Here is a 24759-nt window from a genome sequence, read left to right as displayed (position 1 = left end):
GGTGGACCCTTCAGTACAGACAATCAGTTAAAGGCGTAGCGTGGATAATGAAGGCTAAGAAAATCGAGACGGCGTTGATTACCGCCGGCAGGGATAAAAAATATACCCAAGGGTCGGTCAATGCGGTTATCCAGCGGGCCTCGTCGTTGGTCTTTGACTCGGTCCAGGCGAAAAAAAAAGCCACCGCCGGACGTGCCCAGGGCGAGTTGTTTTATGGCCGGCGCGGAACGCTGACCCATTTTTCCCTGCAGCAGGCCATGGTGGAACTGGAAGGCGGGGCGGGATGCGCCCTATACCCCTGCGGCGCGGCGGCAGTGACCAATGCCATTCTCTCGTTCGTCTCGGCGGGCGACCATATCCTGGTTACCGGCTCAGTCTATGAGCCGACCACGGATTTTTGCCGCCATATCCTGGGCAAGCTGAATGTCGCCACCACCTGGTTCGATCCGCTGATAGGCGCCGGGATCGCCGCCTTAATCCAGGAAAACACGCGGGTGGTATTCCTGGAATCGCCGGGGTCCATCACCATGGAAGTACAGGATATCCCGGCGATCGTGAAAGCCGTTCGCGCGATCAACCCCGATATCGTGATTATGCTGGATAATACCTGGGCGGCGGGCATTTTGTTGCCGGCCCTGGAACTGGGCGTGGATATTTCCATCCAGGCCGGCACCAAATATATTATCGGTCACTCCGACGCCATGCTCGGCACGGCGGTCGCCAACGACCGCTGCTGGGATCAGTTGCGCGAACAATCGTATTTGATGGGTCAGATGGTGGATGCCGATAGCGCGTATATGGCCGCGCGCGGCCTGCGCACCCTGGGCGTGCGTCTTAAGCAACACGCCGAGAACGGCTTGCGGGTAGCCTCCTGGCTGGCTGGCCGGCCGGAAGTGGCGGTGGTCAACCATCCGGCGTTGCCCAGCTGTAAAGGCCATGCGTTTTTTGTCCGTGATTTCACCGGCGCGAGCGGACTGTTCTCTTTTGTGCTGAAAGCGCGTCTGAGCCAGGCGCAACTGGAGTATTATCTCGATCACTTCATCCATTTCAGCATGGCTTATTCATGGGGTGGTTTTGAATCGCTGATCCTGGCCAACCAGCCCGAGGACATCGCGGCTATCCGCCCCGCCGGCGGAGTCGACTTTACCGGCACCCTGGTCAGGCTACATATCGGCCTGGAAAATACCGATGACCTGATCGCCGATCTCGCCGCCGGTTTCGCCAGGATTGAGGAAGCGTCTCATCGCGCATACCCGGGATCAGGTCTAAAATAGTTAATAAATATTGTCTGATTGCGTACGCGATCGAGGACAGACAGGGATGTTAACGTTAAGCTGCCAATAAAATGAGATAAGCAGGTAGAGATGAGCGTATTACATGAGATTATCCGCGCGCTTTGGCAACAGGATTTCGCCGCCCTGGCAAATCCGCGGGTAATCGGGATAGTTTACTGTGTGATGTTCGCCACCCTATTCCTGGAAAACGGATTGCTGCCGGCCTCGTTTTTACCCGGCGATAGCCTGTTGCTGCTATCGGGCGCCATGGTGGCGAAGGGGGTGATGGCGTTTATACCCACCCTTATCATCCTTACCGTGGCGGCAAGCCTTGGCTGCTGGTTCAGTTATCTGCAGGGCCGCTGGCTCGGGGATACCCGTATTGTCCGCGGCTGGCTGCTGCACCTGCCCGCCCATTACCATCAGCGCGCCTACGCGATGTTCAATCGCCATGGCCTGATGGCGCTGCTGGTCGGCCGTTTCCTGGCGTTTATCCGCACGCTGTTGCCCACCATGGCGGGAATTTCCGGCTTAAGCAGCACCCGTTTCCAGCTGTTTAACTGGTTAAGCGCCCTGATATGGGTCGGCACGCTGCTGACGCTGGGATTCGCCATCAGCCATGTGCCGTTGGTAAAACACCATGAAGACCAGGTGATGATGATCCTGATGGTGCTGCCGCTGGTATTGCTGTGCAGCGGGCTGGTAGGCACGCTGGTGCTGCTGCTGCGCAAACGCAAGGTCAAGGATGCCGCCTAGCCCCCTTTTTCTCCTCCCGGCGGGGGTTATATCTGCAACGCCGGGTTATGTCCCGGCACGCGCACGCGCGCCACGTCTTCCCGGGGCGAGATACCGAAATAACGTTTAAACTCCCGGCTGAACTGCGAGGGGCTTTCATACCCCACCTGCATGGCCGCGGTACCGGCGTTCAGTCCGTCATGCAGCATCAGGATGCGCGCCTTATGCAGCCGGTAGGTTTTCAGGTATTGCAAAGGCGAAGTGCTGGTCACCGCTTTGAAATTATGATGGAACGCCGACAGGCTCATATTGACGTCCGCCGCGAGTTGCTCGATGGTCAGGTTATCGGCAAACTGCCGTTCAATTTTTTTCAGGATCTTGGCGATCTGGTTAAAATGCGATTGCCGGTTCGCCAGGGCGTACAGCGCGTCGCCGCATTCGCCCTGCAGCAGGTAATACAGAATTTCGCGCACCACGGCCTGCCCCAGCACCCGCGCGTCCAACGGCTTATCCATAATATCCAGCAGGCGTTCGGCGGCACAAAATAATTCTTCGGTCAGCGGCGCGGCGTTAATGCCGCTTGACCGGGGGGTAACCGGCCTGAACTGCGCATCGTCCCCCATATCGATAATCAAATCCTGCAGCATCAGGGTATCGACGCCAATAAACAATCCCACCAGCGGCTCTTCCCGCGAGGCGAACGTCTCGCATTCGAACGGCAGCGGCACGCTCAGCAGCAGATATTGGCTGGCGTCGTAAACAAAGGTTTTGCCGCCGAGATAACCGGTTTTACGGCCCTGGAACAGGATAATGATGCCCGGCTCGTACATTACCGGGGTGCGGGCATAATAGGCGTCGGCATGCAGCAGCTTCACATGGGGAATGGTCACGGCCTTGTTCTCCCGCAACAATTGCATGGCGCGCAGCGACAAACGGGTACAGAGGGATTGATTTTGCGTCATGGCAAGGTTCTCTTGTTTGTACGATCCTACAGGTATAGTGCCTTTTTTTACTCCTTTTCTATAGTCTTTTGGAGAAACAGGCAAATAGCGGACAGGAATAAGCATTGAGTCCCAGCCGTGGGATGATCACAATGGAGGGATACTCACGCCACGCAACACCGCAATTTCTACTAGAATAACTGATCTCGCAACGAGAGATCCCTGCCGGCCTGAACGGGACCGGCGCATGGAAAGTAAGGAGAAATGATGTCGACGCAACCTACAGTAAAATTTCATGATGGACGTACCATGCCACAGCTCGGGCTGGGCGTTTGGCAGGCCAGCAACGAAGAAGTCCTGAAGGCGGTGCAGGAAGCGCTGAAAGTCGGTTACCGCTCTATCGACACCGCGGCCATTTACAAGAACGAGACCGGCGTCGGCGAAGCGCTGCAGGCGGCCGCATTGCCCCGTGAACAGCTGTTTATCACCACCAAGCTGTGGAACGCCGATCAGACGGTGGCGCCTAAGGCGCTGGAAGAAAGCCTGAAGAAGCTACAGCTTGATTATGTCGATCTGTATCTGATGCACTGGCCGGTACCCTCGCAGGATACTTATGTCCAGGCCTGGCGCGATATGGTCAAGCTGAAGGAGGAGGGACTGGCAAAAAGCATTGGCGTTTGTAATTTCCATGCTCCTCATTTGCAGCGCCTGCTGGATGAAACCGGGGTTACGCCGGTGATTAACCAAATCGAACTGCATCCGTTGCTGCAACAGCGCGAACTGCGCCAATGGAACGCCGCCCACGATATCCTGACCGAATCCTGGAGCCCGTTGGCCCAGGGCGGGGAAGGCGTTTTTGACCAGGCAATTATCCGCAAGCTTGCGGAAAAATACGGTAAAAGCCCGGCGCAGATCGTGATCCGCTGGCATCTCGACTCCGGCCTGGTGGTGATACCGAAATCGGTAACGCCGTCGCGTATCAAAGAGAACTTCGCGGTGCTGGACTTCAAGCTGCAGCAGGACGAGTTGGACGCCATTGCCCAACTGGACTGCGGTAAACGACTGGGGCCAAATCCGGATACGTTTGTGAAACCCTGATAAGCGCCGGTGGGCATGACTGGCCTGGTCATATTCTCTCCGGGTCCCGCCGGGATCCGGAGGGGGGCTTACATTGCCGTGAGCCGCCGCAGTCGTATGGCCGGGCCGGCAATTTAGCCGGGACTGACGGTAAACTGGCCGGCGCAGCCGCGATCGGCCATTTCCAGCGTCTGGCTATAATACAGGAACGGGAAATGGTCGCCGGCCACCTGCGGAAACCAGACCATCAGCTCCACATCGCCGTCGACCCATACCGTATCCTTCCAGCCGCGGTCTTCCGGCAAGGGCGAATTGCCATTGACCCGCTTGATCAAAAACGCCACGCCCTGGATATGGAATGACTGCGCCGTCTCGGCGTGGATGATCCAGCGCTCAAAGCTGCCTTGCAGCGCCCGGAAATCGGTGCGGTTCATATCCCACATGGCGCCGTTGATTTCAGGCTGGCTGCCCCCGAGATGAAACTCCCGCGTGCGGGTGATATTGCCGTCGATCACCTGGTCCGACAGCAGCCGCATCGGCAGGTTATCGGTGACCAGCGGCAGCAGGCCGGTGGGTTTGAGCGTCAACACAATGGTTGAGATCAGGATCGACGAGGGTTCAAAAAAACCGCGCACCCGATCCATAATGCCCGCCGCCGCGCCGGCGGTGATCGCCACTTCTTCGCCTTTCGACATATCAATCAGGATTTCGCGCCGCTCGCCGGGGGCAAGCGAGAGTTGGCTTACCGGCACCGGGGCCGGTAAAAACCCCTGATCGCCGGCCACCACCTGCATGGTGCGTCCGTCGCTCAGCTGCAGCTGGTAGCGCCTGGCGTTCGAGGCGTTAAGCAGCCGCAGGCGCACCCAGCCCCGGGAAACCTCCACGAACGGACTCTGGGCGCCATTGGCCAGCAGGGTGTCGCCGAAAAAACCGCCGTTGGCCGGCGGGTTATAGACCGGGGCGCCAAAGTTATCCAGGCGCTTATCCTGGATGATGACCGGGAAATCGTCCACGCCGTAATGATTAGGCAGAGGTGAGGACTTACTGACTTCATCTTCCACCAGCCAAAGCCCCGCCAGGCCGTTATAGATATGCGGCGCCATGCGGTTGGGGGTGTTGGCGTGATACCAGCAGGTGCCGGCCGGCTGGCGGATGGGGATAACCGGCGACCAGTCGACGCTGGCCGACATCATGCGCGGGGCGCCGCCCATCAGCGAGCCGGGCACTTGCAGGCCGCTGACCGTCATGGAAACCGGTTCGTTAAGACGATTGTTATAGATGAGCTTAACGTCGTCGCCGTTGTATACCCGTACCGTCGGGCCAAGGTAGCCGCCGTTGATACCCCAGGTGGCGGCGCGCCTGCCGGGCATAAACTCCCAGTGCGCCCGTTGCAGCGTCAGGAACAGCGGCTGTCCCCGGCGCGATTCCAGCAACGGCGGAATGGGCAAGGCGGTCGGTTGCCCGGCGGCCCGCGCCCTCAGCGGCAGCGCGCCGGCGCATAACGCAATCCCCGATGCCTGGATAAACTGACGCCTGTTGAATGACATAGCCGTTACCCGGCCTTTTGCGGCGCCGGACGCCCTTCGCGCTGGGCCACTTCCGCATCCAGCTCCGCCAGTTTGGCCGCCATGATATCGCGGCAGTGCGCGGCCAGTTCGCGCACCTGATCGCGCCCATAAGGCGTGATATCCACCGGCGGCAGAATTTCCACGATCACCAGGCCGTTGTTCCAGCGGTTCAGCCTGATCTTACCGTTGGACGTATTGGAGACGCAAATCGGCACCACCGGCACCCCGGCGGCGATGGCCGCGTGGAACGCGCCCATTTTAAACGGCAGCAGCCCGCGGCCCCGGCTGCGGGTGCCCTCCGGGAACATCCAGATGGATATGTTTTTTTTCTTTATCTGCTTAACGATTTCAGCAATGGTGCCGTGGGCGCGCGAACGGTTTTCGCGATCGATAAGCAGATTGCCCGTCAGCCAGTAAAGCTGGCCGAAAAAGGGAATCCACAGCAGGCTTTTTTTACCCACCGTCACCGTGCGCGGCTGCACCATGCTCGCGGCGGTCACCATGTCATAATTATTTTGATGATTGGCGATATAGATGCAGTTTTGCCGGGTCACCAGCGTTTGGGGGTAACGCAGTTCGACCTTCAGGCCGAGGATGGGAGCCATTCGCCCGAACATCCGGCCGAAAGTGGCGACATGACGTGGGTTTCTCGGGCTGAACAGACAATAAATCAAGCCAAATACGCAAATACAAATAGAAAGCAGCACCACCACAATGGTACGAATAATCGCTAGCATATTAACCTCTTAACCATCAGCCGCCGCTAGTATACCGGCTTCATGACAAAATACACGGTTATTCCCCGTACGGCGCTGATAACATTTAAGTCAAACCGCGGCCGGCTGACCTCAACGCCGCCGGGGGCCCGGCGGAAAAGCGCGGGCCCAACGGCCGGACCGCTACTGGTCCGGCAGCGCGGCCTGGCCAGGATCGGCCGCGGCCAGCGGGTCGTCTATCTCAATGCGGTCGATACGCTGCAGGCCGCGGGGCAGTAGCGTTCCTTTCCGTCCCCGTTCGGCGCGATATTTTTGCAAGTCCTCCGGTCGCAGGGTTAATTTGCGTTTGCCGACATATAGCGTAGCCGATCCCTTGGTGGACAACAGCAGCATCCAGACCAGGCGATCTTTGCCGGCGGCCGCGTCGGCCGCGGCAATCGAGACAATTTTATTGCCTTTGCCCTTGGTAAGCTGCGGGAGATCGCTTACCGGGAACAGCAGCAGCCGTCCCGCCTCGGTAATCACCATCAGCAATTGCTCGATCTCATCATTCACCCAGAGCGGCGGCATGACCCGGGCGTTTTCCGGCAGGGTCAGCATTACCTTACCGGCGCGGTTGCGGGCCACCAGATCGTCGAAGGTGCAGACGAACCCGTATCCGGCATCGGAGGCCAGCAGCAGTTTCTGCTGGTCGGTGCCGGTCAGCATCTGCTCGACGGTAGCGCCGGGCGGCAGCGTCAGCTTGCCGGTTAACGGCTCGCCCTGCCCTCTGGCCGATGGCAGCACGGACGGCTCCAGCGCGTAGCTGCGCCCCGTGGAATCGATAAACACCACCGGCTGGTTGCTTTTGCCGCGGGCGGCGGAAAGGAAGTTGTCGCCGGATTTATAGTTCAGCGCGCTGGGATCGATATCGTGCCCCTTGGCGCTGCGCACCCATCCCATGGTGGACAGGATGATGGTCACCGGTTCCGACGGCGTCAATTCGTTTTCGCTCAGCGCCCTGGCCTCGCCGCGCTCAACCAGCGGCGAACGGCGGGGATCGCCGTAGGCGGCGATGTCCGCCTCGATCTCTTTCTTCAGCAGATTGCTCAGCTTGCGCTCGGAGGCCAGGATGCCCTGCAGCTTTTCGCGCTCTTTTTCCAGCTCCGCCTGCTCGCCGCGGATTTTCATCTCTTCGAGTTTAGCCAAATGGCGCAACTTTAATTCCAGGATGGCGTCGGCCTGGGTCTCGCTGAGCGCAAAGCGCTGCATCAATTGCTGTTTCGGCTCATCCTCGGTGCGGATAATATGGATGACCTCATCCAGGTTAAGGTAGGCCACCAGCAGCCCCTGCAGGATATGCAGGCGGCGCAGCACTTTTTCCAGCCGGTAGTTCAGGCGGCGGCGCACCGTGTCGCGGCGATACACCAGCCATTCGGTGAGGATTTCCAGCAGGTTCTTGACCGCCGGACGGGCGTCAAGACCAATCATGTTCATATTGATGCGGTAGCTGCGCTCCAGATCGGTGGTGGCGAACAGATGATGCATCACCGCCTCCAGGTCGACCCGGTTGGAACGCGGCACCACCACCAGACGGGTGGGATTTTCATGATCCGACTCGTCGCGCAGATCCTCCACCATCGGCAGCTTCTTCGCCCGCATCTGGGCGGCGATTTGTTCCAGCACCTTGGCGCCGGACACCTGGTGCGGCAGCGCGGTAATCACCGCCTCGCCGTCCTCGATTTTCCACAGGGCGCGCATGCGCACCGATCCGCGTCCGCTTTGGTAGATTTTGCGGATATCCTCGCGCGGGGTAATGATTTCCGCCTCGGTGGGATAATCAGGCCCCTTGACATGGTCCAGCAACTGCTCAAGGGTGGTTTTCGGATTGTCCAGCAGCGCGATAATCGCGGCGCCGACCTCGCTGACATTATGCGGCGGGATATCCGTGGCCATGCCGACGGCGATGCCGGTGGTGCCGTTAAGCAGGATATTGGGCAGCCGCGCCGGCAGGGTTTTCGGCTCCTGCAGCGTGCCGTCGAAATTAGGGGCGTAATCCACGGTGCCCTGGCCGAGCTCGCCGAGCAGCAGCTCGGCGTATTTGGACAGCCGGGACTCGGTGTAACGCATGGCGGCGAAAGACTTGGGATCGTCCGGCGCCCCCCAGTTGCCCTGGCCGTCCACCAGCGGATAACGATAGGAAAACGGCTGCGCCATCAGCACCATGGCTTCATAGCAGGCGCTGTCGCCGTGGGGATGATATTTACCCAGCACATCGCCTACGGTACGGGCCGACTTTTTATATTTGGCGTTGGCGTTTAGCCCCAGCTCCGACATGGCATAGACAATACGGCGCTGTACCGGCTTGAGGCCGTCGCCGATAAACGGCAGCGCGCGATCCATGATGACGTACATGGAATAGTTAAGGTAGGCATTCTCGGTAAATGTATGCAGCGCCAGGCTTTCCGCGCCGTCATGAGCCAAATCACTCATTGATTGTTGTTTCCTCTCACCGCGGTATGGTCTGGGTAGCTAGCCATACCCTTTGGTTTGGTGGTAATAGTCCATGATACTACCCTATCCGGCCCCCGGCTGTCACAGGGCTTGATGGCGCGGCTTTATTGCGCCGCGGACAAAAATGTTGTGCGTCAGGCGCCCTGTTTCATTTTGTCCGCGCGGGCTACACTGCCGTTCAATCTATTTAAGGCAGGATAAAATGAAAAACGTCTTTATTATTAACGCAGGTAAAAAATTCGCCCACTCCGAGGGCGCCTTAAACAACACCATGGCCGACGTGGCCGCCACGTTCCTGACGGAGGCTGGCCTGAACACCCGCGTGACGGTGGTGGACCAGGGTTACGACAGTGAACGCGAGGTGGACAATTATCTTTGGGCGGACGCGGTCATTTACCAGATGCCCGGCTGGTGGATGGGACAGCCCTGGATCCTGAAAAAATATATCGACGAGGTTTTTACCGTCGGTTACGGGCGCCTGTATGCCAGTGACGGGCGCACGCGTTCGGACAGCACGAAAAAATACGGGTCCGGCGGCCTGATCCAAGGCAAAGGCTATATGCTGTCGCTGACCTGGAACGCTCCGCTTGAGGCCTTCACGGACCCGGATCAGTTTTTCGAGGGCGTGGGCGTGGACGGGGTTTACCTGCCGTTCCATAAAGCCAACCAGTTCCTCGGCATGTCGATGCTGCCGACCTTTATCTGTAACGATGTCATAAAACAACCGCAAATTGAGCGGGATATCATAAAATATCGCGAGCATCTCGGCCGCGTCTTTGGTTAACTAGTGTCGACCCGAACTACCCATCCAAAAACTGAGGAATCGATGATCACGGTAATTGCAGAAATCAAAGTGAAACCGGGACGAAGAGAAGCGGTTTTAGCCGCCATCCAGGCACTCCGGCCCAACGTTCTGGCGGAAGACGGTTGCAGCGAATATACCTTGCTCACCGACTATAAGGCGCAGGTGCCCTGGCGCAAAACCGCCCCCGACTCCATTTTCATGCTGGAGCAGTGGAAAAGCATCCGTCATCTCGAGCAGCACCAGCAGGCGCAGCATATGGACGATCACCGCGCTCATATCCGCAACGACGTCATGGACGTGACCTTCCATATTCTGGAAAGACGCACCGATTGATTTTTGCCGGGCAGCCCCGCGCGGCTGTCACCGATAATACCAGGCCGGCAGTGACCTGCGATGCGGGGCAACTGCCGGATTATCTCCTCGCCGGTCCTTCAATGTTTGCCCTCTGCCCCGCCCATGGGGGATTCAAGGGCGTCAGCGCGTCGGCAGGGATAAAGATCAAGACCGTTTTTATGTAGCTTATGCTTTTTCCGTTATTGCCAAAACACCCCTGTTGATGAAATATTCCGTCATTATGGAATAACGGTCCTTTATGGCGTGTCGGAAAAAATCCCCGTGCTCATGTCTACACCCAGGCCCAAAGAGACGTCCCGCCTGGAAATGCGTCATATTTCCATTGCCTTCGCCGGTTTCAGGGCATTGGACCAGGTCGACTTCACCCTTGAAGGCGGCTCGGTGCACGCGTTGATCGGCGCTAACGGCGCCGGCAAATCCACACTGATGGCCATCCTGTCCGGCACCCACGCCCATTACCAGGGCGAGATCCTGATAGACGGCGAACCGGTGGATCTGCGCTCGCCGCGCCAGGCCAAGCTGCAGGGGATCCATCTGGTGCAGCAGGAAGTGGATGTGGCGCTGGTGCCGACGCTGACGGTGGGGGAAAATATCATGCTGGACAGGCTGGCGGAACGCGGCCAGCTGTGCCACTGGCCCCGGCTCTACCGGCAGGCGCAGGCGCTGCTCACGCAGCTGGAGGTCAATCTTGACGTGCGCCTGCCCGTCGGCCGTTGCACGCTGGCGGAAAAACAGCACATCCTGCTGGCGCGGGCGTTGTCCCACCGCTGCCGTTTCCTGATCCTCGACGAGCCCACCGCGCCGCTCGATCTTGCCGAAAGCGAGCGGCTGTTTGCGGTGACCCGACGTTTGCAGGCGGAAGGCATCGGCGTGGTGTTTATTTCCCACCGCATCCACGAACTGGCGCAAATCTGCGATAGGTTAACGGTACTGCGCGACGGCAGGCGGGTCGGCGACGGCCCCATGGCCGGTTTGACCAGCGCGCATATCATTGAAAAAATGCTCGGCCATCCCCTGGACGCTATTTTCCCGCCGCCGCGTCCGTCCGCCGCCAGCCCGATCCTGCTGCGGGTAGAGGGACTGCACGATGAAAGCCTGCTGCGCGATATTTCCCTTTCGCTTCGCCGGGGTGAAATCCTGGGGATAGCCGGCCTGGCCGGCGCCGGTAAAACCGAGCTGTGCAAGGCATTGTTCGGCGCCTCGGCCGCCGGCGTCGTCCACGGCGAGCTGAACGGTAAACCCTGGCGCCCGACGACGCCTTATGACGCGGTAAGGCGGGGGCTGGCCCTGGTGCCGGAGGAACGGCGCAAAGAAGGCATCTTTATCCACGAGAATATCCCCATGAATCTGAGCGTCTGCGCAGACGCTACGTTTACCCGCTGGGGCTGGTTCAGCGCCGGCCGGGCGCGGCATTTCGCGCAGCAGGTGGTGGATCGCCTGGGCATTCGCGCCAGCGGACTGGATCAACAACTGCTGCGCCTGTCGGGCGGCAACCAGCAAAAAGTGGCCATCGGCAAATGGCTGCGCGGCCACGCCGAGGTGCTGATCTTCGACGAACCGACCAAAGGCGTGGATATCAAGGCCAGGCAGGATCTGTTTGTGCTGATCGACGGCCTGGCGCGCCAGGGCAAGGGCATTATCTATGCCTCGGGCGAGTTTTCAGAGCTGCTGGGCCTGTGCGATCGGATTTGCGTGATGTGGGACGGCCGTATCGTGGCGCAGCTGGACGCGCGCGCCACGGATGAGGAAACCCTGCTGTTATATTCAACCGGAGGTACGCTCCCGTGAGCAACAACCTGTTCGTAAAGGCTGGCGCGCTACCCTGGCGCCACCGTTTGTTTGAATTTTTATACCGTTGGGGGATGCTGCTGACGGTAGTGGCGCTGGTGGCGCTGTTCGGCCTGGCCTCGGATAACTTTCTCGATCCCAATAATATCGTCAATATCCTGCGCTCCATCGCCATTGTCACCGTGATTGCCATCGGCGTCTCCCTGTCGCTGGCGGTGGGCGGTTTCGACCTGTCGGTGGGGTCGACCGCGTCGTTTGCCAACGCGCTGGTGATGTCGATGTTTGTCTGGCATGGCCTGGATACCACGCAGGCGATAGCGCTGACCCTGGCCGCCTGTACGCTGGTGGGACTGTTCAACGCCTTTCTGATCGTGGTGCTGAAAATCCCCGATATGCTGGCGACCCTGGGGTCGCTGTTTGTGGTGCAGGGCGTTGCGATGACCTACAGCTTCGGCGGCTCCATCACGCAAAATATGGTGCTGCCGGGCGGCGATATGGCGGAAGGCGAGATACCGGCGGTGTTTTCCACCCTGGGCCAGGTGCCGGTCATTGTGATTATCATGCTGGCGGTCACGGTGGTGGTGCAGCTCGGTTTATCCCTGACCAAGCACGGGCGCCGGATGTACGCCATCGGCGGCAATCCGGAAGCGGCGCGGCTGGCCGGCATCCGTACCGCACGTTACCGCATCCTCGCCTACGTTATCTCATCGTGGCTTGCCGCGCTGGGCGGCATTTTACTGGCCTCGCGCATCGGGTCTTCCCAGGTGAACGCCGGAGGCGGCTACCTGATGGACGCGGTGGCCGCGGCGTATATTGGCTTTTCCCTGGCGGGATCCGGCAAACCCAACGCCTTGGGGACGCTGGTGGGCGCGGTGATCCTGGGCGTATTGCAAAACGGCCTGGTCATGATGTCGGTACCCTACTATGCGATGGATATCATCAAGGGCCTGGTGCTGGCCGCGGCGCTGGCCATCACCTATATCCAGCGCCGCTGACGCAAGGTGGTGTTGCCGTCGCGCGCCGGGCGGACCGGCGGCATAACCCTATTAATGTAAGTGTTTCTATCAGATTCCCGCAGCATTCTATCAAAAACGGAATATTCCTCCCGACGCGGGTCGCGTAATACGTGGCCCATGCGCGACTTTGCCCCGCCGCTCCGGCCATACTTCGGTTGCCTGAATAAAAGTATAGGCAGGTCATTTTTTCAACATCACCGGAGACGAAATGCTACGTTTGTTCAAACCCGCCACCCATCAGCCCCGCGTACCCGATCATCGGGTTGATCCCCTTTACCGCCGCCTGCGCCGGCAGCTGTTTTTAGGTATTTTTTTCGGCTACGCCGCGTATTACCTGGTGCGTAAAAATTTTGCGCTGGCGATGCCTTACCTGGTTGAGCAAGGCTATAGCCATGGCGACCTGGGCGTTGCCTTCTCAGCCATTTCCATTGCCTACGGCATATCCAAATTCGTCATGGGTTCGGTGTCGGATCGCTCCAATCCCCGGGTATTCCTGCCGGCCGGGCTGTTACTGGCCGCCGCGGTGATGCTGTTTATGGGGCTCGTGCCCTGGGCGACCTCCAGCATCGCCATTATGTTCGCGCTGCTGTTTGCCTGCGGCTGGTTCCAGGGCATGGGCTGGCCCCCGTGCGGGCGCGTCATGGTGCATTGGTGGTCCCATAAGGAGCGCGGGACCATCGTCTCGGTATGGAATTGCGCCCACAACGTGGGCGGCGGCATTCCGCCGCTGCTGCTGCTGCTGGGCATGATCTGGTTTAACGACTGGCACAGCGCCCTGTATATGCCGGCCGTGGCCGCCATCGTCGTGGCGGTGGTCGCCTACGCGCTGATGCGCGACACGCCCCAGTCCTGCGGGCTGCCGCCGATAGAGGAATACAAAAACGACTACCCGCCAGAATATGATAAACACGCCGCCGAACAGGAGCTGACCACACGGCAGATCCTGCAAAAATATGTCTTCCCCAATAAGCTGCTGTGGTATATCGCCCTGGCCAACGTGTTTATTTACCTGCTGCGCTACGGCATTCTCGACTGGTCGCCGACCTACCTTAAGGAGGTAAAGCACTTCACGCTGGATAAATCCTCCTGGACCTATTTCTGTTATGAATATGCCGGTATTCCCGGCACGCTGCTGTGCGGCTGGATGTCCGATAAAGTTTTCAGGGGCAATCGCGGCGCCACCGGGATGTTTTTCATGGTGCTGGTCACGCTCGCAACGGTAGTGTACTGGCTTAATCCGGTGGGCAATCCCGGCGTGGATATGCTGTGCATGCTGATGATTGGCTTCCTGATTTACGGTCCGGTGATGCTGATAGGGCTGCACGCCCTGGAGCTGGCGCCGAAAAAAGCCGCCGGCACCGCCGCCGGTTTTACCGGCCTGTTCGGCTATCTTGGCGGCTCGGTGGCGGCCAGCTCCGTGGTCGGCTATACGGTGGACTATTTCGGCTGGGACGGCGGATTTATGATAATGATCGGCGGCTGCGTCCTGGCCGTGCTGTTGCTGGCGCTGACCATGTTCGGTGAAAAACAGCACCGCCGGCAGCAGGCGGCGGCGAACGCCTGACCGGCATCACTTCTGCGCGGCGTAGTCCGATGATACGCCGCGTTTTTATCCCCTGGGTGGCCCACCGCACGCCAATCATCCCCAAACACACGAAATGGCATAACATCTGCCAAAAAGTCATAACGGAAAACATTTCTTATTACGCGCGCGCTGGCTATGATGCAATGCCGGGCCGAATAGACATCCAGACATACAGGCTTCTATCTTATGCCCCGGCGCCCACGCTTATCCTATTTACCCTCATGGAGCCGTTGATGAAAAAATTATTCTCCCCGCTGCTGGCGCTGGGCCTGCTGGCAGGCCTGCCAGCCTTCGCCGCCGCGCCCGCGCCCGTGCCCGCCGCCATCGCCCAGCATAACGGTCCCATCCGCATCGCGGTCATCCGCAACCTGGGATCGGATGACAATACTACACAGTTTGTCTCGGGGGTCATCGAGGAGGGGAAAAAGCTGGGTTTTAAGGTCAGTACCTTTTTAAGCAACGGCGACGATGCCCGGTTCCAGGATTTTGTTAACCAGGCCATTACCCAGAAATACGACGGCATTATCCTGTCCCAGGGGCGGGACCCTTATTCCACCGAGCTGGTCAAACGCATCACCGCCAGCGGTATAGCGGTGTCGGTATTCGATACGGCGGTTAACGGCGTGGTGCCGGGCGTAACCGTCACCCAGCAGGATGACGCATCCCTGACCAGGGAATCCTTCGGGCAGTTGATCAAGGACTTCAACGGCAAGGCCAATATCATTAAATTATGGGTGGCCGGCTTCCCGCCCATGGAGCGGCGCCAGGCGGCCTATAAAGCCCTGCTGCAGGACAATCCCGGCATTCATGAGCTGGAATCCATCGGCGCGGTGTCGTCGGATGTGCAGGGCGATACCGCCAATAAGGTCGGCGCGGTGCTGGCCAAATATCCCAAAGGTAAAATCGACGCTATCTGGGGCACCTGGGACGCCTTTAGCCAGGGAGCCTATAAGGCGCTCAAGGAAAACGGCCGAACCGAAATCAAGCTGTACAGCATCGACATTTCCAACCAGGATCTGCAATTGATGCGTGAATCGGACAGCCCCTGGAAGGTCAGCGTGGCGGTGGACCCAAAGCTTATCGGCAAAATCAACCTGCGCCTGGTGGCCAATAAAATAGCCGGCGCGCCGACGCCCGCGACCTATGAATTCCGCGCCGCCGTTATCCCCCAGGCGCTGCTGGCCAGCCAGCCGGGGGCGGTGAATATGGCGTCGCTGGCGACCATTATCCCCGGCTGGGGCCGGGCGGACGACTTTGTCGCGCCCTGGTTTGCCACCCTTGAAGCCGTTCACGCCAAAAAATAAGGGCATACCGATGGCAGATAAGCAACTCCCCGTCCCGGAATACAGCCGCAATATGCGGCTGCTCAGCCATAGCGACCAAGGGGGTAGACCCGACGGCGTGCAGGTCATGGTGCACCGGGGCTACGCCTACATTGGGCATATGGTGTCGCAAGGCGTATCCATTGTGGATGTGCGCGATGTCAAGCATCCGAAACCCGCCGGTTTTATCGCCGCGCCGCCCGGTACCTGGAACGTGCATTTGCAGGCCCATGACGACCTGCTGCTGGTGATTAATGCGCGCGATTTGTTTGCCGACGCGCGTTTTGCCGATGAAAAAGTCTATTACACCCGCCAGGTCAACGATACCGTGAGCCAAGGCCCGGCGGATCGCGGCTGGAGCGCCGGTTTACGCATTTTTGATATCAGCGTTCCCGACAGGCCGCGGGAAATCAGCTTTTTATCCCTGGACGGCATCGGCATTCACCGCATCTGGTATGCGGGCGGGCGCTGGGCGTATGTGTCGGCCCTGTTGGACGGCTACAGCGATTATATTTTCCTGACCATCGATTTGGCCGATCCCGCCCGTCCCGCGGTAGCGGGAAAATACTGGCTGCCGGGCATGCACACCGCCGGCGGAGAACAGCCGGATTGGCCACAGGGCAAACGTTATGCGCTGCACCATGCCATTGTCAGCGGCGATACCGCCTACGGCAGCTGGCGCGACGGCGGCCTGACACTGCTGGATGTCAGCGATCGCACGCGACCGGCATTGATAAGCCACCGCAACTGGAGTCCGCCGTTTGGCGGCGGCACCCATACCGCCCTGCCCCTGCCGGACCGGGATCTGCTGATCGTGCTGGACGAAGCGGTGCTGGATAACCAGGAAGACGGCGAGAAACTGATTTGGGTCTTTGATATCCGCGCGCCGGCGAACCCGGTGAGCATCGCCACCTTCCCGCAGCCAAACGAAGCGGATTACGTGCGTAAAGGCGCGCATTTCGGTCCGCATAACCTGCATGAAAACCGTCCGGGCAGTTTTATCAGCTCGACGCTGATTTTCGCCACTTACCAGAATGCCGGGATACGCGCCTATGATATCAGCGATCCCTATCATCCGCGGGAAACCGGCGCGCTGGTGCCCGCGCCGCCGGCGACGCTAATGGATAAACGCCCCGGCAGGCCGAAGGTCATACAGTCCTGCGATGTCTTTGTGGATGCCCAGGGCATTATCTACGCCACGGATTACAACGCCGGGCTGTCGATTATCGAATATTTGGGCTGAGGATAAAGTACCAGCGGGCGTTCGCGGGCTGGGTCCGCGAACGCCGCACAGCAATAGCGGGAAAAAACTCAGAAGATTAATTTGAACACGCCGGTGAGGGTTAACAGACCAACAATAAAGATAATCGCAATAATCCACAGAAAAATTTTCATTCCCTTTTCCTTCTCGTTTGGGTTGTCATCGTTTAGCGCTTAAGTCGATGAAATCGTTATATCAGTATAGAAGAAGAAAACAGGAATGCAGGCCACCCGCAAGAAAAAATACGCATCATTGCGGCGGCCCGGTCCGGCGGCTCAGCCGTTCTGCCTGATGCGGGCCAGCAGCGCGTCGACATCGGGAATATGCGCCGCCGCCAGAATCAGCGTCTTGCCCAGGCTCAGCGCCTGGCGCTGGCATTGATGGCGCATTGCTTCGTCGGTGATGGTATCCAAATCCGCGACATGGGCAAAACCGATAGTGCGCCGGATTAGCTCGGTGCCGCAATATCCCACCGCATCCGTCCAGACCTGCTGCAGGAACCGCCGCGCATAGCCGGGCTCGGCCAGCATGATATCCCGGCTTTTTTCAACAGCCAGGCCCAGGAACCCTTCGGCGAACGCCTGCCACAGCGCGCGCACGTCCCTAAGGCGCTGCTCGCGGGCGCCGGCCGCCTCGCGCAGGGCCAGCAGCCCCGGCAGGCCGCAGTAATTGAGCAGCAGGTTGCCCATGGCGGTGCCGAGATCAAACCCCATCGGGCCGTAATAGCCGAACTCGGCGTCTATTACTTTTAGCCGGCCCGCGGCGACAAAGATCGACCCGCTGTGGACATCGCCGTGCAGCAACGCCTGCGCCTGGCTGAGGAAGCGATGCTTTAAACCCGCCACCGCCGCCTTCAGCGCGCTGTCGCCCTGTATCGCCGCCACCTCGTCCGTAAGCGACGGCGGGAATGCATTGCGCTCATGGGTGATATAAGGATCGGTAAAAAACAGATCTTCGGTGATCTGGCACATCTCCGGATTAGTGAAACGGCTGACCTCCGCTTTTTTGTGCTGGGGACGCTGGTAAAAATCCGAGGTATGGAATAGCGCCTGCGCCAGATATTCGCCCAGCTGGCCGGCGGCCTGGGGATAAACAGCGCCGTTGATCAGTTCACGGCGCCAGATGCTATGGTCGGAGAGATCTTCCTGAATCATCACCGCCAGGTCCGCGTCGTGGTGCAGGATGCGCACCGTGTGCCGCGGGCAGAACGCCCCGTGAATGAGCAGGGTTTCCGCTTCGATCCTGGCGCGATCGAGCGTCAGCGGCCACGATTCGCCGACGCAGCGCACATAAGGCAGCGCCTGCTTGACGATGACCCGGCTGACGCCCTGGCTGTCCAGGATTTTAAATACCAGGTTCAGGTTGCCGTCCCCGACCTCTTCGGCGGCCACCAGGGCATCCGGTTGATCCACGCCGGCATAATGGCGGGCATAATCCACGGCGTCGGCGGCGGTGAGGGTATGGTAAACAGACAAGGCGCACCTCATACAAAGGGAATTAAGGCCGTAAAGGCGTAAAAGCATGTAGACGTCTATACATCTTCCCGTCATGTTGGCAGAATAGCCATTAAGTTGCAATAACCTAAAAGGGACTTAACGATCGATGCAAAATCTTAACACCGCCAGCATGCGCGTGCGCGACGGCCGTTTGTGGATTCTGGACCAGCAGGCGCTGCCGCAGCGGCAAAACTGGTGCGCCACCGATACCGCGGCGGATCTTATCGATCATATCCGCACGCTCCGGGTACGCGGCGCGCCGCTGATCGGCCTGTCCGCCAGCCTGCTGCTGGCGCTGCTGGCGGAAAGCGGCATGGCGCGCCCGCAGCTGGCGCAATCCCTTGCCGCTTTAGGCGCGGCGCGGCCCACGGCGGTTAACCTGATGAATAATCTGGCGCGAATGCGTCTGGCGCTGGAGCAGGAGGCTTATGCCGCCGCCATGGCGGCGGAGGCGTTGCGCCTGGTGGAAGAGGACCGCTCGCTGTGCGCGGCCATTGCCGGCCACGGCGCGGCGCTGGTGCGCCCCGGCAGCCGCCTGCTGACCCATTGCAATACCGGCGGCCTGGCCACCGCCGGCATCGGCACCGCCCTTGGCGTGATAAGCGTGGCCGCCGCGCAGGGCAAGGTACAAAAGGTCTGGGTGGATGAAACCCGTCCGCTGCTGCAGGGCGCGCGCCTGACCGCCTGGGAGCTGGGAGAACAGGCCATACCCTATACGCTGATTTGCGACGCCATGGCCGCCGGCCTGATGGCGCGGCGGGAAGTGGACGCCGTTTGGGTCGGCGCGGACCGGATTGCCGCCAACGGCGACGTGGCCAATAAAATCGGCACTTATAGCCTGGCGGTGCTGGCGCGCTTCCACGACATCCCCTTTTATGTCGCCGCGCCTCACACTACCCACGATCCCGCGTGCCCCGACGGGGACGCCATTCCCATTGAGCAGCGGGCGGCAAGCGAGGTCACCGGGGTAGCCGGCAGCTTCGGCAGTTGCCAATGGGCGCCGCAAAACGCCGATGTCTATAATCCGGCGTTTGATGTCACTCCCGCCGCGCTTATCAGCGCCTGGGTGCTGGATACCGGCGTGGTGACGCCCGGGCAGGCGCAGGCAGGCATCTTCCGCCGCCCGCTGGCGTGCTAGCACCGGCGCGAAGCCACAGTCTACCGGAACGCCATCGCTCACGCCGGCCGGTAATCAACCGGGCGGCCATAGGGCATCCGGCGCGGGATGCCCCGACCGGATGCCGGGCATTGATGCGGCCGCTTATCTCTCCAGGCGCGGATAACGGTCGGCGATGGCATCGCCGGTAAACCTGGCCACCCATCCTTCCGGGTTGTCAAAAACCCGGATGGCGGTGAAATGCGGGGCGCTTCCCATATCAAACCAATGGGGCGTGCCGGCGGGCACCGAGATAAGATCGTTCTTCTCACACAGGATCTGCCAGATTTTTCCATGCAGATGCAGGCAAAACAAACCGGCGCCCTCGACAAAAAAGCGCACCTCGTCTTCGCCGTGGGTGTGTTCCGCCAGGAATTTTGCCCGCAGCTGCTCGCGCTCCGGATGATCGGCGCGCATGCTGATCACATCCCAGCTCTGATAGCCTTTCTCCGCCACCAGCCGGTCGATGGCCGGCTGATAGGCGGCGATCACCGCCGCCGGAGCCGGATCCCGCTCCAGTTCACGGTCGGCCTGCCAGCGCTCAAAACGAACGCCGATGTCGTTAAGCTGCCGGCGGATGGCCTCGGCGTCGCGGCTTTGCCACACCGGCTGGCCGGCATGGGTATCGCTGAAAATCGTTAACGCGCTCATTGGGCGATCTCCTTTAAGTCAATCTGGTCAAACCGGTTAACCTGGGGGTAATGCTGCTGCGGGTCCGCCTCGTCGCGCACCAGCTGGCACACCCGCCAGCCCGCCGCGCGCGCCGCCGCCAGCTCTTGCCCGATATCGGACAGGAACAGCAGCTCGCCGGGCGGCAGCCGCAGCTCGCGGGAAATGGCGCGATAGGACGCCGTCTCCCGTTTGGCGCCGATGCGGGTATCAAAATAGCCATCGAACAGCGGGCGCAGATCCCCGGCCTCGCTGTGGCCGAACAGTAATTGCTGGGCCTCCACCGAACCGGAGGAGTACACATACAGCCCTAGCCCCTGCCGCCGCCATTCGGCCAGTCTGGGCGCCACATCGGGATAAAGGTGGCCGAGGAAATCGCCCTCCTGGTAGCCCTCGCGCCAGATCATGCCCTGTAGGGTTTTCAGGGCGGTGGACTTGCGGTCTTCATCCATAAAACCGAACAGCGTGGCGATAAGCGCCTCGGTATCGGCCTCGGGCCGGTTGATTTCCCGCCGTAATGCCGCCAATGCCCGCGCCACGTCTTTCCCGGCGGCATGCCGGCGCACATAGCCCGCCAGCCGTTCGCGCGCGTAAGGAAACAGCACCTGATGGACAAAACGGATATCGCTGGTGGTGCCTTCGATATCGGTGACGATGGCCCTGATCATTTTGCCTCCAGCTGGCGGCGCAGCAGCTCGCACTGGAACAAGAACTCCAGCCCTTCCAGATGGCGCCGCGCCTCGAAGACATCGCGCCCCCAGCAGTAGAGGCCGTGGCCGCGCACCAGAAAGCCGTGGCGCAACGAGGTAACCTCGTGATGGGCCGCCACCCGGGCCGCCAGCGCCGGGATATCCTGATCGTTATCGAAAATCGGCACGGCCACCTGTTCCAGGTGGCTGGCGACGCCGTCGAGGGATTTTTGCATCTCGTAGCCCGTCAGCAGCAGCGCCTGGCCGGCCTCAAGGCGCGACAGCACGGTGGCATTCACCGAATGGGTATGCAAAATGGCCCCGGCCGCCGGAAAACAACGGTACACCAGGGTGTGCAACCCGGTCTCGGCGGAGGGTATGCGCGCGTCCAGCACCTGGTTGGTGGTGATATCCACCGGCAGGAAATCCTGCGCGCGCAGCCGTCCCTTATCCTTGCCGGATTCGCTGATAAGGCACAGCCCCGCCTGCGCGCGCACCGACATATTGCCGCCGGTAGCCGGGCTCCATCCTTTGGCGCCGATCCAATGGCACGCGTCCACCAATGCGGCCAACTGCTGATTCTCTGCCATACCTGTCCGTTCTCCTGCCGCGGGCGATAAGGGTCAACGTGATTTTTAGCCGTTTAACCATCCGCATGTCTTGATAGCTAAATAGTAACATCGGGGTAATGCAACGGCAACATGGCGTGAGCAGACTCTTTCCCCAGGGTATACAACAAGGATTACCGGGGAAAGTCAGGTTCATCCCTTTGTCTGTTGATGGTGAAATCCGCGACCACCGACCAATCCCGCGCCCCATGGCCTGCGGCCACGGCATCGCCCATCTGCCGATGAATGGCGGTAAGCATGGGGAGTTGCCGCCCCAGCTGTTCGGCCGCCTCCCGGGCCAGGCGCAAATCTTTAAGGCCGAGTGAAGCCTTGAAGCCGGGCTCGTAACGTTCTTGCGCGATATTGGCCGCGTACAGCTGGTAGGAACGGCTGCCAAACAGGGTGCCGAGGATCAGCTCGAAAAAGCGATCGCGCGCCAGGCCGTTAGCCTCGGTGAGCACCACCGCCTCCGCCATCGCCTCAATCGCCATGGTGATCATCATATTGCAGGCAATCTTGGCGGCATGCGCGGTGGGCGGCTGTTCGCCCATGTCCCAGACGCGCTTGCCGATAATCGCCAACAGCGGGCGAACGGCGTCGATTGCCGCCGCGGCGCCGGCGACCAGGATATTGAGCTCGCCTTTGGCGGCGACGTCCGGGCGACCCAATACCGGCGCGGCCACATAGGCAATCCCCGCCTGCTGATGATACGTCACCAACTCCTGCGCAAACGCCACCGAAATAGTCGACGCCACCACGTGCACCAGCCCGGGTCTTGCATGCGCAAACGCATTTGTATCCACCAGCACGCTGCGAATGGCGTCATCGTCGGACAGCATCGTCAGCACCACCTCTGATTGCAATACCTCAACCGGCGTCGCCATGATGTCCACCCCTTCGAGATGGCTGCCTGAGCGATTCCAGGCTGTTACCCTATGGCCGGCCGCAACCAGTTTCAATGCCATCGCGCTCCCCATTGCGCCTAATCCGATTAATCCAATGTCCATTGTTGTTCCCCTGTATCAGTGGTTTGGCGCAGCGACGGCGGCATTGAGGAAATCGGCCGTCGGCGGACTGGCGGCGGCGAAGGCCGAGGCCTCTGCCGTCACATAAGAATGGGTAAATCCACCAGTGAGGGCAGCCGCAAGCGCCCTGGGCTCCCATGCCGTACTGCCGCGCGTCGCTGGCCGGCGGTTCAACCCGCAGCGTGCAACGGCATAATTTTTCTAATCGGTAACCAAGGCGCGGTCCTGCCGGCTGCCGGCGGGAAATCCATGCCGGGAGGCGCGGGAGGCGACGGCAAGGCCTGCCAGTAAAAGGGCCAGCAGAACCCAGGGGAATGACCGTACGCCCCCATGGTCAAGCAGCAGTCCGCCGAAAAGCCCGCCAAGGGCAATGGCGCTGTTCCAAACCACGACGTTCATTGACAGCGCAACGTCCGCGCCCGCCCCGGCCGCGTCGGCCAGCGCGGTCTGGAGCAATGTGGCGGCGCCGCCGAACGTCAGTCCCCAAACGGCGACACCGGCATAGATCATCAGGGGTGAGGCGGCATTAAGGCCAAAGAGGAGTGATATCAGCGCAAACACGGATAACGAGATCAGCACCGCCCGGCGCAGATGTTGTTCGACAACGCGTCCCGTAATGGAGATGCCCCCGAGCGCGGCCAGGCCGAAAGCCAGCAATACCCGATCGACGCTGCCGGCCAGACCGGCCGGACCGATAAACGGGGCAACGTACGTATACAGTATGTTATGAGCCAGCATCCAGAGTAATACCACCGCCAGTACGGGTCTTACGCCCGGCGTGAAAAGGACTTTTTTCAGCTGCATCCGTTGCGGATCCGACTGTCCCGGATAGTTCGGCACGGCGGCAAGAACCCAAACGATGAGGATGACGGACAGTCCGGACATCACGGCGAAAGTCAGGCGCCAGCCCAGCACACTCCCCAGCCAGGTACCCAGCGGCACGCCAAGGGAAAGCGCAATAGGGGTTCCCACCATCGCCAGGGCCATTGCCCGGCCCTGTAATGCCGGCTGTACCATCCGGCGGGCGTAGCCGGCCAGCAGGCTCCAGGCGAGACCGGCGCAAGCCCCCGCCAGAAAGCGCGCCGCCAGCGTAAGCATCATGCTGGACGACATCGCCGTCAGCGTATTGAACGCCAGAAAACCGGCGATCGTTACCAGCAACACGTGCCGCCGGGGCCATGTGCGTGTCGCGAGCGTCAATGGAATGGCCGCAATCAGTGAACCGGCGGCATATACGGTCACCATTTGGCCCGCCAGCGACATCGAGATCCCCAGGCCGGCGCTGATTTCGGGTAATAAGCCAGCGGGAACGGTTTCGGTCATAATGCATATAAACCCCGTCATGGCGAGGGCCAGCAGCGCGAGTACCGGCAGGCTTTCATTTTGCTGCCGGTAGTCTTGGCGCCGGGAGGGAGAATGCTGAGATTTCATTGCGTATACTCTTGGGCTTATTTATATATCGATTAGTACAAATATCGTGAAACGAATAGGTTGTCAAACAATTATGTATCAATTAGTATAAAATTATTGAAGCAGGAGAGAGATCATGCGAACCGGACGACCGAGACAGTTTGACCGCGACGAAGCCGTGCGCCAGGCAATGCATCTGTTCTGGGAATATGGTTATGAATCAACGTCATTGACGCAACTGAAAGCGGCTATCGGCCGCGGCATCACCGCACCCAGTTTTTATGCCGCCTTTGGCTCAAAAGAAGGGCTTTTTCGTGAAGCGGTGGCCTGTTACCTGGCCACGCACGGGCGCGTCACCGAGCCGCTTTGGGATCCGGCACTGCCGCCTCGCCAGGCCATTGAGCGGGCGTTGTCGGATTCCGCCCGCATGCAGTGCGAACCCGGGCATCCCAAAGGATGCATGGTGGCGCTCGGCGTCATGTCTGCCGGCTCCCCCGAGTACAACCCGGTGCTCAAACCGCTTGCCGATTCCCGCAACCGCACACGCACCGGATTGAGAAACTGCGTTAACAGAGCTATCAGCTCAGGAGAACTGCGGGGAGAGGCCGGTACGCAGGCCCTGGTGGTTATTTTTGACAGCTTCCTGCTGGGGATATCCACGCTGGCGCGCGACGGCATACCCCTGAGCGATATCGAAGGGGCGATTGCCCAGATTATGACCTTGTGGGATGCGGCGTCCGCCAGTTAGCCCAAGAGGTTTCAGGCGGCTAT

Annotated in this window: 22 protein-coding genes; 12 read left to right on the top strand and 10 right to left on the bottom strand. The window is 60.2% G+C overall.

Annotated elements, in window-relative coordinates:
- Positions 1-47: 47 nt before the first annotated feature.
- Both metC and ACL2XG_RS19705 read left to right on the top strand, forming a co-directional pair.
- Complete coding sequence (gene metC, locus ACL2XG_RS19710) at positions 48-1274, top strand: cystathionine beta-lyase (RefSeq protein WP_413721484.1); 1227 nt, start codon at positions 48-50, stop codon at positions 1272-1274.
- Positions 1275-1364: 90 nt separating this feature from the next.
- Positions 1365-2030 (top strand): DedA family protein, encoded by a 666-nt coding sequence (locus ACL2XG_RS19705; RefSeq protein WP_410013453.1) that lies wholly within the window; start codon positions 1365-1367, stop codon positions 2028-2030.
- A 26-nt stretch (positions 2031-2056) separates the two neighbouring features.
- Here the strand turns inward: ACL2XG_RS19705 and ACL2XG_RS19700 are convergent, their stop codons facing one another.
- Complete coding sequence (locus ACL2XG_RS19700) at positions 2057-2926, bottom strand: AraC family transcriptional regulator N-terminal domain-containing protein (RefSeq protein ID WP_410016727.1); 870 nt, start codon at positions 2924-2926, stop codon at positions 2057-2059.
- 291 nt (positions 2927-3217) lie between these two features.
- On the opposite strand from ACL2XG_RS19700, the gene dkgA reads away from it, so the two are divergent.
- The gene (gene dkgA, locus ACL2XG_RS19695; protein ID WP_410016726.1) at positions 3218-4048 is read left to right on the top strand and encodes a 2,5-didehydrogluconate reductase DkgA; all 831 of its coding nucleotides are present in this window, start codon (positions 3218-3220) and stop codon (positions 4046-4048) included.
- A gap of 113 nt (positions 4049-4161) precedes the next feature.
- Here the strand turns inward: dkgA and ftsP are convergent, their stop codons facing one another.
- The 3 genes from ftsP to parC form a co-directional block, all read right to left on the bottom strand.
- On the bottom strand, positions 4162-5574 hold the full coding sequence (gene ftsP, locus ACL2XG_RS19690; RefSeq protein ID WP_410013452.1) for a cell division protein FtsP: 1413 nt from the start codon (positions 5572-5574) through the stop codon (positions 4162-4164).
- Between the two features lie 5 nt (positions 5575-5579).
- Positions 5580-6332 (bottom strand): 1-acylglycerol-3-phosphate O-acyltransferase, encoded by a 753-nt coding sequence (locus ACL2XG_RS19685; RefSeq protein ID WP_410013451.1) that lies wholly within the window; start codon positions 6330-6332, stop codon positions 5580-5582.
- Between the two features lie 162 nt (positions 6333-6494).
- Complete coding sequence (gene parC / locus ACL2XG_RS19680; RefSeq protein ID WP_410013450.1) at positions 6495-8783, bottom strand: DNA topoisomerase IV subunit A; 2289 nt, start codon at positions 8781-8783, stop codon at positions 6495-6497.
- A 223-nt stretch (positions 8784-9006) separates the two neighbouring features.
- On the opposite strand from parC, the gene ACL2XG_RS19675 reads away from it, so the two are divergent.
- The 7 genes from ACL2XG_RS19675 to ACL2XG_RS19645 all read left to right on the top strand — a co-directional run bounded on the left by ACL2XG_RS19675 (position 9007) and on the right by ACL2XG_RS19645 (position 16917).
- On the top strand, positions 9007-9588 hold the full coding sequence (locus tag ACL2XG_RS19675; RefSeq protein WP_410013449.1) for an NAD(P)H-dependent oxidoreductase: 582 nt from the start codon (positions 9007-9009) through the stop codon (positions 9586-9588).
- Between the two features lie 42 nt (positions 9589-9630).
- Complete coding sequence (locus tag ACL2XG_RS19670; RefSeq protein WP_162366350.1) at positions 9631-9942, top strand: putative quinol monooxygenase; 312 nt, start codon at positions 9631-9633, stop codon at positions 9940-9942.
- 288 nt (positions 9943-10230) lie between these two features.
- Positions 10231-11751, top strand: coding sequence for a sugar ABC transporter ATP-binding protein (locus ACL2XG_RS19665; RefSeq protein ID WP_413721485.1), 1521 nt, complete (start codon positions 10231-10233; stop codon positions 11749-11751).
- Positions 11752-11759: 8 nt separating this feature from the next.
- Positions 11760-12746: an ABC transporter permease gene (locus tag ACL2XG_RS19660; RefSeq protein ID WP_413723497.1), complete on the top strand. Its 987-nt coding sequence runs from the start codon at positions 11760-11762 to the stop codon at positions 12744-12746.
- A 229-nt stretch (positions 12747-12975) separates the two neighbouring features.
- Positions 12976-14331: a glycerol-3-phosphate transporter gene (glpT, locus tag ACL2XG_RS19655; protein WP_413721486.1), complete on the top strand. Its 1356-nt coding sequence runs from the start codon at positions 12976-12978 to the stop codon at positions 14329-14331.
- A 254-nt stretch (positions 14332-14585) separates the two neighbouring features.
- Complete coding sequence (locus ACL2XG_RS19650; protein ID WP_413721487.1) at positions 14586-15656, top strand: sugar ABC transporter substrate-binding protein; 1071 nt, start codon at positions 14586-14588, stop codon at positions 15654-15656.
- A 10-nt stretch (positions 15657-15666) separates the two neighbouring features.
- On the top strand, positions 15667-16917 hold the full coding sequence (locus ACL2XG_RS19645; protein ID WP_413721488.1) for an LVIVD repeat-containing protein: 1251 nt from the start codon (positions 15667-15669) through the stop codon (positions 16915-16917).
- A gap of 293 nt (positions 16918-17210) precedes the next feature.
- Here ACL2XG_RS19645 and mtnK read toward each other — a convergent pair whose 3' ends face one another.
- The gene (gene mtnK / locus ACL2XG_RS19640) at positions 17211-18410 is read right to left on the bottom strand and encodes an S-methyl-5-thioribose kinase (protein ID WP_413721489.1); all 1200 of its coding nucleotides are present in this window, start codon (positions 18408-18410) and stop codon (positions 17211-17213) included.
- A 127-nt stretch (positions 18411-18537) separates the two neighbouring features.
- Between mtnK and mtnA the strand changes: the two genes are divergently transcribed.
- Positions 18538-19569: an S-methyl-5-thioribose-1-phosphate isomerase gene (gene mtnA, locus ACL2XG_RS19635; RefSeq protein WP_410013443.1), complete on the top strand. Its 1032-nt coding sequence runs from the start codon at positions 18538-18540 to the stop codon at positions 19567-19569.
- A gap of 123 nt (positions 19570-19692) precedes the next feature.
- Here mtnA and ACL2XG_RS19630 read toward each other — a convergent pair whose 3' ends face one another.
- The 5 genes from ACL2XG_RS19630 to ACL2XG_RS19610 form a co-directional block, all read right to left on the bottom strand.
- On the bottom strand, positions 19693-20238 hold the full coding sequence (locus ACL2XG_RS19630) for a 1,2-dihydroxy-3-keto-5-methylthiopentene dioxygenase (protein ID WP_410013442.1): 546 nt from the start codon (positions 20236-20238) through the stop codon (positions 19693-19695).
- Positions 20235-20924, bottom strand: a complete 690-nt coding sequence (mtnC, locus tag ACL2XG_RS19625; protein ID WP_413721490.1) for an acireductone synthase — start codon at positions 20922-20924, stop codon at positions 20235-20237. Before mtnC ends, ACL2XG_RS19630 begins: the two co-directional genes overlap by 4 nt.
- Positions 20921-21535, bottom strand: coding sequence for a methylthioribulose 1-phosphate dehydratase (locus tag ACL2XG_RS19620; protein WP_413721491.1), 615 nt, complete (start codon positions 21533-21535; stop codon positions 20921-20923). The genes mtnC and ACL2XG_RS19620 overlap by 4 nt, the downstream gene beginning before the upstream one ends.
- A 152-nt stretch (positions 21536-21687) precedes the next feature.
- Positions 21688-22560: an NAD(P)-dependent oxidoreductase gene (locus ACL2XG_RS19615; RefSeq protein ID WP_413721492.1), complete on the bottom strand. Its 873-nt coding sequence runs from the start codon at positions 22558-22560 to the stop codon at positions 21688-21690.
- A gap of 219 nt (positions 22561-22779) precedes the next feature.
- Positions 22780-24009 (bottom strand): MFS transporter, encoded by a 1230-nt coding sequence (locus tag ACL2XG_RS19610; protein ID WP_413721493.1) that lies wholly within the window; start codon positions 24007-24009, stop codon positions 22780-22782.
- A gap of 112 nt (positions 24010-24121) precedes the next feature.
- Here ACL2XG_RS19610 and ACL2XG_RS19605 point away from each other — a divergent pair, with 112 nt between their 5' ends.
- Positions 24122-24736, top strand: a complete 615-nt coding sequence (locus tag ACL2XG_RS19605) for a TetR/AcrR family transcriptional regulator (RefSeq protein WP_413723498.1) — start codon at positions 24122-24124, stop codon at positions 24734-24736.
- Positions 24737-24759: the final 23 nt, after the last annotated feature.

The sequence above is a fragment of the Sodalis sp. RH24 genome (assembly GCF_047324145.1).
Lineage (GTDB): Bacteria > Pseudomonadota > Gammaproteobacteria > Enterobacterales > Enterobacteriaceae > Acerihabitans.
This window is presented reverse-complemented; position numbering and strand designations above follow the sequence as displayed.